At 44.1% G+C, this 9,715-nt stretch carries 4 protein-coding genes; 3 read left to right on the forward strand and 1 reads right to left on the reverse strand.

The window, feature by feature from the left end:
• Nucleotides 1–309 precede the first annotated feature (309 nt).
• Together ED312_RS23175 and ED312_RS23180 are read left to right on the forward strand one after the other, a co-directional pair.
• Complete coding sequence (locus tag ED312_RS23175) at nucleotides 310–3,843, forward strand: SusC/RagA family TonB-linked outer membrane protein (RefSeq protein ID WP_123218400.1); 3,534 nt, start codon at nucleotides 310–312, stop codon at nucleotides 3,841–3,843.
• Between the two features lie 85 nt (nucleotides 3,844–3,928).
• A complete protein-coding gene (locus ED312_RS23180; RefSeq protein ID WP_123218401.1) occupies nucleotides 3,929–5,458 on the forward strand; it encodes a RagB/SusD family nutrient uptake outer membrane protein in 1,530 nt (509 codons plus the stop codon).
• 307 nt (nucleotides 5,459–5,765) lie between these two features.
• Here ED312_RS23180 and ED312_RS23190 read toward each other — a convergent pair whose 3' ends face one another.
• Nucleotides 5,766–6,797: a TolB-like translocation protein gene (locus tag ED312_RS23190; RefSeq protein WP_123218403.1), complete on the reverse strand. Its 1,032-nt coding sequence runs from the start codon at nucleotides 6,795–6,797 to the stop codon at nucleotides 5,766–5,768.
• A 711-nt stretch (nucleotides 6,798–7,508) separates the two neighbouring features.
• On the opposite strand from ED312_RS23190, the gene ED312_RS23195 reads away from it, so the two are divergent.
• Entirely contained in the window at nucleotides 7,509–8,990 is a 1,482-nt protein-coding gene (locus tag ED312_RS23195) for an aldehyde dehydrogenase family protein (protein ID WP_123218404.1), read from the forward strand.
• The last annotated feature ends 725 nt before the right edge of the window (nucleotides 8,991–9,715 follow it).

The following is a 9,715-nucleotide window of genomic DNA, read 5'->3' on the forward strand; positions in this document are numbered from 1 at the left end:
TGTCACCGTTTTGCTGGAGAAGATAGAGCGTGTAGGCGGGGTGAGTTTTCAGATAAAGGATGGAACCCTCATTATAAAGTAAAAATAAAACAGCATATTTCAGCGTATAAGGGCTACATAATGAAGAGATTCTCGAAGTGCCTCTCAATATAGGTCCTTCTCCCTTACCAGGAGAGAAACAGAAAAAGGAACAAAGCCAGCATCTTTTCCACGGAGTAGTTCTATTCCTTATAGAGTGATAATTAAAAAAGGTTAACTAACTGCACTCGAACTATATGAAAACTAAATGAAAGGAGGGTGCCCGTTTTGATGGGGAGATTGCTCCTGCTGGCAGGGATGAAAAACTTTATTCTTTACTGTACCGTGGCCTTTGGTTTGGGGTGTTACGAAGGGTTTTCCCAGGATGCTCGTGTGCGTATTGATACGGATGTTGTATTATCTGTAAAAGAGGTTTTTCACCTGATCGAAAGCCAGACAGATTACGAATTTATTTATCGTCCTGCTCTTCTGGAGGGTGCCTCCCCCGTTAAGATAGCAAGAGGAGAGATGAGGACGGGGGATTTACTGGATAAGATCCTGGCCCCGGAATATTTTTCCTATGAATTTTATAACAATACGATTATTGTAAGAGAAAAGGAGGGGATCTCCGGAGTAACTACAGCCGCGCAAACAGTTGATATCCGGGGAACAGTTACCGATAGTAAAGGAAACCCGCTTCCCGGGGTTACGGTTTTAGTAAAGGGGGGTGAGAACGGTGTTGTTACCGACTTTGACGGGAATTACCATATAGAGTTTGTTGCCGGAGGGGGCTTGTCTTTCTCTTTTATGGGCTTTACGCCCCGGGAAGTTGTTGTTGAAGCAGGCTCTTCCGTAATTGATGTACAACTGGAAGAAAGTGTAACTGCTTTGGAAGAAGTCGTGCTGGCGTCTACCGGTTACCAGACCATATCCCGGGAACGGGCCACGGGGGCTTTTGTCTCGGTAGCAAAAGAACAATTGGAAAAACCGGCTTCGAGCGTAGCGGAGCGGCTTGTGGGGGTGGTGCCCGGCCTTCAGAGTACGGTCGGGGCGTATGGTTTAGTGAATTTCCGGGTCCGGGGCCAGTCGAGTTTACTGGCCGATGCACAGCCTTTGGTGGTATATGATGGTTTTCCGGTAGAAGGCGGACTGGAAAGCATTAATCCGAACGACGTGGAAAGTATTACGGTATTAAAAGATGCCGCTGCAGCCTCCATTTGGGGAGCCAAATCGGCCAACGGGGTTATTGTGGTGACCAGTAAACAGAGTAAGCAAGGAAAGCTACGGGTCTCGGTTTCTTCCTTTGTAAAGACTTCGGGCAAGCTGGACCTGGGTTATGTAAACCCGATAGCCACCGGTGCCGAGGTGATTGATTATGAACAAAAGGGCTTTGATACTGATCTTTTCGGGGGAGGATCAAACCCTCTACCCCCTGCAATGTTTATTGTATACCCTCAATCCCTTGCAGTGACGGCGATGAACGAAGCGAGGTTGGGCCGGATCACCCCGGAAGATCGGGATGCTACCCTGGCAAGGTTAAGGGGGCTGAACAATCAAAAACAGATCCGGGATTATTTACTGGAAACCCCTATAACACAACAATATAATGTAGCGGTTTCGGGAGGGGGAGAACATATAGCCAATACACTGTCAATACTATTGGAAGACCGCAAGACTTTTTTTAAAGGCGATGAACAGGAACGGGTATTGATTAACTATAAGAACCAAACCGACCTTAAGGACTGGCTTACCTTTGATTTCTCGGGGATGCTCGGGTATGAAAAGGTAAAAACTAACGGGGTGGACTTAAATTTCATCCATGATCTTCAACCCTATGACATGCTGGTCAATGCCGATGGCAGCCTGACGGATATGTCTTACCTGCACTACTACATGCCGAATATGGAAGCTTTTGTGCCTATGGACAAATTTCCGTACCCGGACTGGTCGTATAATCCCATATCGGAGATCAGGAACAGGGATAGAACGCTTACGGGCTTAAATAGCCGTTTCCAGGCGGGGCTGACCTTTAAGATGCTTGAGGGTCTGATGTTCTCCCCGAGAATACAGTATGAACTGTTCAATACGAGAGGTAGAAGCTATTATGTTGAAGAATCGTTTACTGTCAGGAATTATATAAATACAACTTCCAGGTGGAACCAGGATTACGATACGTCTCCTGTTGCCAATATCCCGAAGGGAGGTTTTTTAGCCCAGTCTAAAATAAGGGTCCGGGCCTATAGTTTCAGGAACCAGTTAAGCTTTGACCGGACATTGGGTGAAAAGCACAATATAAACTTTATAGCGGGTTCTGAAATTTCGGATAGGGTTCGGGAATTTACACAAAACCCCCTGGCTTATGGATATAATGAGAAGACCCGGACTATTGTAGAGTCGTTAACCCCTTCTGATAAGTTGGTAGACTGGGGAGGGAACTCTTTTAGAATCCCGACCGCACATGGATTTCAATACGATACAGACCGGTATTTTTCATTATACGGCAACCTGGGGTATACTTTTGACGATAGGTATACGGTGACAGGGAGTTACCGTACCGATGCTTCCAACCTGATCTCGGACGATCCCGAATATCGTTATTCCCCGTTCTGGTCTGTGGGGCTGGGCTGGCAACTGGGGCGTGAAGGGTTTATGGACAAGCGGGAGTGGATAGACCGATTAAACCTACGGCTTACCTATGGATATAACGGAAACGTTGACAAATCAACGTCCTTTCTACCATTGATAAACATCAATGCCGAACCAGATCTTTATACAGGGGAAAACACAGCCGGTATTTCCGACTATGGCAATCCTACTTTAAGATGGGAACGGACCAGGACTGTTAACTGGGGCCTGGACTTTTCGTTTTTTGGGAGGAAATTGTACGGAACCCTGGATCTCTACGACCGGAAAAGTACGGACTTGATCGCCCTGCAATCCATACCTTCCGTACATGGTACCGACCGGCAAAAGCTAAATAGTGCAACTATGTCCAATAGGGGTTTTGAGATCAGCCTGGGTACAGTCCTTCCCATCAAGGGTGAGGATATTGTATGGTCGGGAAGCGTTAATTATTCTTATAATAATAATAAAATTACGGAATTATACAAAAACTTTTACTTTGCATCGGAACTTTCCCAAGGCGTTACAGAGGCTTATGTAAAAGGTTATGATGCAAGCACCTTGTGGTCGTACCGCTATGCCGGTATGGTCAATACCGGGACTGTATCGGCCCCTCACCTGCTCCCTTCTTTTTACGGACCGGATAATGAGAAATTCTCCTTTCAGAACCTTCCGCCTGGAGACGGACGTCAATACCTGTTCGACCAGGGAACTCGTGTGGCCCCGAGGACATTGGGATTGATAAGCTCTTTGAAGGTTTATGATTTCGATTTTTCTTTTATCATTACCGCCAGGTTTGGCCATGTGTTCAGGCGACATGGGTTTAATTACCATCCGATGGGGGACGGCAATGTTACCCATGTGAACAAGCGTTACCGCGAAGTTCTCGATTCCGATCCTTCCGAAGTTGTACCTGTCCCTGTGGATGCCGAAGGACAATATTTTATGTGGGGCGAGTTCACCCCTTACCTCGATTACTTAACAGTGAATGCTTCCCATATCAGGTTCCGGGAGATCAGCCTGGGTTATTCTTTGCCCAAAAATGTAAGGGCTAAACTCGGTGTATACACCCTGCGCTTTTTTGCACAGGCCAATCATGTAGGGGGGATTTTCTTTAACGATTATGGCGAGGATCCGGAATATCCCATGGGTAACCTGAAACCACAACCAGTTTTTACCTTCGGGCTGGACTTTAGTTTTTAATGGAGGAAGATCCCCGTTTTTTATATTTCCAGGCTGTTAGGTGCCGGATGGGTGGCTTATAAAGAAGATAAAAAAACAAGAACCGATGAACATGTACAAATTTATAGTTGTTGTTTTTGTAGCAAGTGTTTTTACATGCTGCAATGATTTTTTGGAAGAACCACCTTCCAAAACATCCTCCGTAGTCCCCGAAACTGTGGAGGACCTGGAAAGCCTGTTGAACAATTACAATTTTTTTGCAGCGGAACCGTCACAAGAACAGGTATTCGGAACAGATGATTATGGACTGTTTACGGAGTTATATGATTCAAGGCCAGGTTTATTTCATATATTCCAGCTTCAGTATGCTACCTGGGAACGAAAAGATGTGGCCAATGGGAAAATAGCGTATTGGGAAAGCGAATGGAAGAAAATATTCACAGCAAACCTGGTCCTGTTTTATCTTCCCAGGGTTAGTGGTAGTGAGGACAGGAAACAGCAACTCAAGGCGGAAGCCCGTTTTATACGGGTGTATAGCTATTTTCAACTGGCCAATGTGTATTGCCTGCCCTATACGGAGGCGAACTGGGAAGAGCCGGGGCTCCCTATAAAAGAAACGACTGGTTTTGAAGAACCGGTTGCCCGGGCAACCCTTAAAGAAACCTGGGACTTTATCGATGCCAACCTGACAGAAGCCCTGACCTTAACCACCTCACTCGAAGAGGTCAACAATAAAAAGCGGACATGGCGGGCCAGCCAGGCAGCGGTTTATGCTTTTGCGGCCAGGTATTACTTGGTATTATACGATTATGCCAGGGCACAGCAATACGCAGAGAAGGCATTGGGAATATACAACCGGTTACGAAATTACAATACGGAGATGCGGTACTCGGATATAGTTTACGAGGTGACCATTTTTGATCCGGACACCACTACCATTAGGTTGAAATACCCATATACGCATAGCTTTGTTGCAGGCACAGCCCCTACCGATTTACTGGAATGGGGGGAATTTTATTATTTAAGATATTCTGATGATATCTCAGATAACTTCCCTTCCCGGGAATTGCTGGCTCTTTATGATCATACCTATGACCTGAGGTATAAATACCATATAGTGGAACACTATTCCTATCACAGAGGATTTATAGACCCGCCTTATAGTTATCCGGGCTATGTATTTTTCGATTTTAGCAAAATCCCTAACGGTCCTTCGGTTCCTGAAATGATCCTTACCAAAGCAGAATGCCAGATCCGTCAGGGAGCATGGCAGGAAGGTATACAAACACTTAATGAACTCAGGGAGGCCAGGATGAATGCGGATGCGCCAGCCGGGGTTAAATACCTCAGTGCAGCTTCTCAACAGGAAGCAGTAGTTAAGCTGACCGAAGAACGCCGCAGGGAAATGCCTTTTGTGACCCGCTGGTTTGATGTGCGGCGTTACAACAATAATGATGACCCTTCGGATGATGTTGTGATGACACGGACTTTTTATCCGTATAATGCATCTACCATACTGGATCATGAGTCCCCGGTGCACTATACCCTGGAAAAACATTCGAGGAAGTTTGCCTGCCCGATCCCGAATGCGGATATCATGGCTTCGAACGGGGTGCTAAAACAAAATGAATACTAAATAACCTGCGTTTCCAGTTTTTCAATAAAATTATCTGGTTGGAAAGCCATAACGAATAGTATTAGCTTGATGACAAACCCTTTCGGGGTTACGGCATTTATATGTTTTGACATCAGGGACGGGTAATCAGGCTGATACTGGTTTCTATACGTTCTCTCATGTATTCTTTGATAGGGGAAGGTACATCTCCACAGGGATTCCATTCTCTGTTGTGACCAGTTGGGCTTTTAGCACATAGAAATACTTCCGCTTGCCATTATTCCTCTTATTAGCTAACCCCTTTATGTTTACCGCCTTTCTTGACCAGTTACTGTTCTACAAATACGCTCATAGCACCGGTAACAGGGGCGGAAAAAGTGGTATCAACCTCAACTAATTGAATGGGATCGCCATTTTTCCAGAGCATGGCTACATCCTTATCGTTTTCTTCATTAACTTTAGTTCCTGCCACGTAAACATCGGTGTCCGAAACAGTTACTGACCGGGCTTGAGATTCCCTCCCATCAGTAAGCTGTTGAGATTCATCATTTTTCCAAAGCATTGCTGCGCTTACGTCGTTCTTATGGTCGTATGCAAATCCGGCGACATACACATCGCTGCCTGATACGGCTACTGACAAAGCCTTACCTCCATGAGCTTTAACTTGAGCATTGCCATTCACCCATAGCTTGGCTAGATAGTTACTACTATGAACATCAGTTTCAAACCCTGCCACATACACATCACTGCCCGAAACGGCTACTGACGATGCCTGAGCTTCCTGTGTCCCATCGGTAAGGGCTTGAGGTTTGCCGTTTTTCCAAAGTATTGCTATTGTTTCTGTTTTGGCGGATTTACGTAGATATCCGGCGACATACACATCGCTGCCTGATACGGCTACTGACAATGCCTGAGCTCTCTGTGTCCCATCGGTAAGAGCCTGAGGTTCGCCGTTTACCCATAACATGGCTTTACCATTGTTCTCCCCTGCCACATACACATCGCTGCCCGAAACAGCTACTGACGAAGCTACAGCACGTTGTGTTCCATTAGTAAGAGCCTGAGCTCTGCCGTTTACCCATAACATGGCTTTACCATTGTTCACCCCTGCCACATATACGTTGCCGTCCGAAACAGTTACTGATTGGGCTGCAGCTCCTGTTTCGCCATTAGTAAGATATTGAGGTCCATCATTTTTCCACAACATGGCTACATTATCTTTATATCCGGCAACGTACACCTTAGCTTCGTCAGGCTCCGTAGGTTCGCCTGGTGGGATGTCTATGTATTCACAGCTCATCATTGTAAAAAACAAAAAGACGGCCGTACAGATTCTCAATACAGTATTTTGCGTTTTCATATCATTTTCGGTTTTAGTTTAAAAATTATAATAAGGCTATCTAATGTTATTTAAGAGAGAAATTTATATTATATTTTTGATGAAAAACTTTCTTTTAAAGAAAGAAAAATATCATAATAAATATAGGTTTTTTTTATTAAAAAATAGTAAGCGTTTGAAATCCATTGATTTTCAATTGATTTTTTTATTTCTTTGATGTTTTGTAACCGAAATAAGTAAGGGGCTATTTTACAGGGGGGCGAGTAGAGATATGCTAAGAATCTATAATATTTCGTAGATTCTCCATTTTGTTTTTAGCGTGTTTGCTATGATGACCATATTCACAAAAATCATAACAAGAGTCTGTTGCCATACCATTTTGTACCTACATGTTCCTACCGCAGGGGGCTTTGCTCTGTCACGACACCTACTAAGACCAACGGAAGGTCTTCCAAACACTACAAGGTTCAAAGATTTACAACTCATCTCCCTGGCATTGGAAAGGAGAAAAACAAAAAGAACCCGGACGACATTAAGTCACGTTAAATTAATTTTTGTCACCCGTTTCTGATCTTTTATAATATCTAATAATAGAGGATGCGGTTATGAATGAGATCACCGGGCGGAAAAAGCGTCGTCTTATAGTGGCAGGAGCACCTCGAAGGTGGACATTGTCTGTATAGAATTATTTTCCCGGCCACAATATTGAGAGAAGAAACAAAAAGGTAAGTTATGGATTCATTTACTTCGATAGAAAATATAGACAAAATCGTAAAACAGGCCCATCAGGCGTATTTGTGGTATAAAAATAAGCATGTCAAAGATCGTGCTTATTTACTGCATAGTATAGCCAGTGAGATCGAAAACTCAGATGAAGAAATCATTTCAATAGCACATCAGGAAACACACCTTCCGAAAGAGGCCCTGCGAGCTGAAAAGAGCTGGTTGGTAGAAGCGTGGAGAGAGAATGCGGAAGCCCTGTTGTCGGGCCATGTATTGGATATCCGTATCGATACGAAGGTGCATGGTTCGGATTATGAGGGTTACGATCTCAGAACGATCGGGAAGGGCTTGGGTACGGTAACTGTTTTTGGAGCCAGTAACTGGCCTTTTGCATTTTCAACCGCCGGGGTTGACACTTCAGCGGCATTCGCCGCCGGATGCGCTGTTGTTGTGAAAGCACATGCTGCACATCCGAAAACGAGTGTTTACATGGAACAGGTTATTAAAAGAGCTTTAGAAAAAGCAGGTTATCCCAAGGGGCTTTTCGGGCAGATTTTTTCCAATAGGAATGCGGGAGGACAATACCTGGTAAAGCACAAATTAATCAAAGCTGTCGGCTTTACGGGATCCGTTTCCGGGGGTAGGGCCATTTACGATACGGCCGGCAAAAGAGCGGAACCTATCCCTGTATTTGCAGAAATGGGAAGTGTAAACCCTGTTTTTGTATTGCCGGCATACTGGAAAAATAATGCGGCTGCATTTGCGCAACGGTTTAAAGATTTTTTAACGGATAAAGCAGGTCAGTACTGCACCAATAACGGAGTATTAATTGTCCCTGAAACCGAAGAGTTCAATTCTTTTTCAGCAGTTTTGCAAAATGAATTAAAGGCAATGGAACCTCAGGCATTATTAACGGATAGTATTGCAGATTCCTTCAGAAGGGGAAAAGCGGCAGCCCTGAATGTCGATCAGGTGGAGATTTTGGCACAAGGAAAACCGGGAGACGGAATTTCAGTTGAATCTATCGTGTTAAAAACCGACACGCCGGTGTTTTTGGCCAATGAAAATCTGTCCGAAGAAGTCTTCGGAACCTTTTCTATTGTGGTTACGTATAAAAATGAAGACGAACTGGCTGCTTTGTCCCAACATTTTGCCAGTCAATTAACGGCATGCATATTTGCAGAAAAACAGGATTTGCATAAGTATCAAGCACTCGTTGAAACCGTGTCCGATATGGCCGGTAGGTTAATGTTGAATAACTTCTCCAACGGTGTTCGGGTACTTTATGCAACACAGCATGGAGGTGGTTATCCGGCAACAAGCGATAGTAGGTTTACCGCTGTCGGGCCCTTCTCCATTAAACGGTTTTTGAAACCGGTCGCTTACCAAAACTGGGACCCGGATTATTTGCCCATGGAATTGCAGAATAAAAACCCATTGGGTTTGTGGCGTATCATAAATGGTGAGCCCACAAGAAATGCAATACGATAGTTGGAGTTATTAAATCCCATTAAATGGGTTTTATTCCCCGATGCTCTGTATCGAAATGAACTAAGGTTTGCTCGTTTGAATACCTCGCGGGCTTGCCCCGAGGTAGTTGATTTGAACTGCTAAGTTATTGAGTTTACGCGGTATTGTCTGAATAACTCAGTAACTTAATAACCCGGTAACTAAAGAGCAATTTCATGTGTTTTTTTATTGTTTTTTCAATGGTCACCACTTGTCCCGGAGCATATCGGGATGGAACCTTCATCTGACTGCCGCTCAGCTTCGACGATTAAAACAATTATGCGTGTTTGTGCTTTAATGATTAATTTAATCATGTTGGTTTCATAGGTTTAGTTCAGTGCAGATACAAAACAGATTGAGAGGTAGTGATTATGACGGAATTGTGTGTGAGATTGCTTTTATTGATTGTTTTGTACCATAGCAACCCCTGGAAATTGACCAAACTGCAAAAAAAAAACGGGGCTTTTTCTTTTTCCGACACCGACTACAAAAAAAAGGGTAATGTAGTTAAAGACCGTCGGGGGATGCTTGTGGTTATGATTTATACTTTTCCAGTATACCTATTAAATTACTTTCTTCTGAAAGATTCATGTTAAATTTTGTCACCTGATATTAGGAAATTATAATATATAAAATAGACGATACGGTCATGGATAAGATCACTGACGATATATTGGAGCTGATAGCGGCCTATACCACGGGAGAGA

This window comes from Sinomicrobium pectinilyticum (assembly GCF_003725735.1).
GTDB classification, from domain to species: domain Bacteria; phylum Bacteroidota; class Bacteroidia; order Flavobacteriales; family Flavobacteriaceae; genus Sinomicrobium; species Sinomicrobium pectinilyticum.

Bases quoted from the DNA above. Each gene is read 5' to 3' on its own strand.
- ED312_RS23180 (WP_123218401.1), top strand. From the start codon at position 3,929: ATGAACATGTACAAATTTATAGTTGTTGTTTTTGTAGCAAGTGTTTTT.
- ED312_RS23195 (WP_123218404.1), top strand. From the start codon at position 7,509: ATGGATTCATTTACTTCGATAGAAAATATAGACAAAATCGTAAAACAG.
- ED312_RS23175 (WP_123218400.1), top strand. From the start codon at position 310: ATGGGGAGATTGCTCCTGCTGGCAGGGATGAAAAACTTTATTCTTTAC.
- ED312_RS23190 (WP_123218403.1), bottom strand. From the start codon at position 6,797: ATGAAAACGCAAAATACTGTATTGAGAATCTGTACGGCCGTCTTTTTG.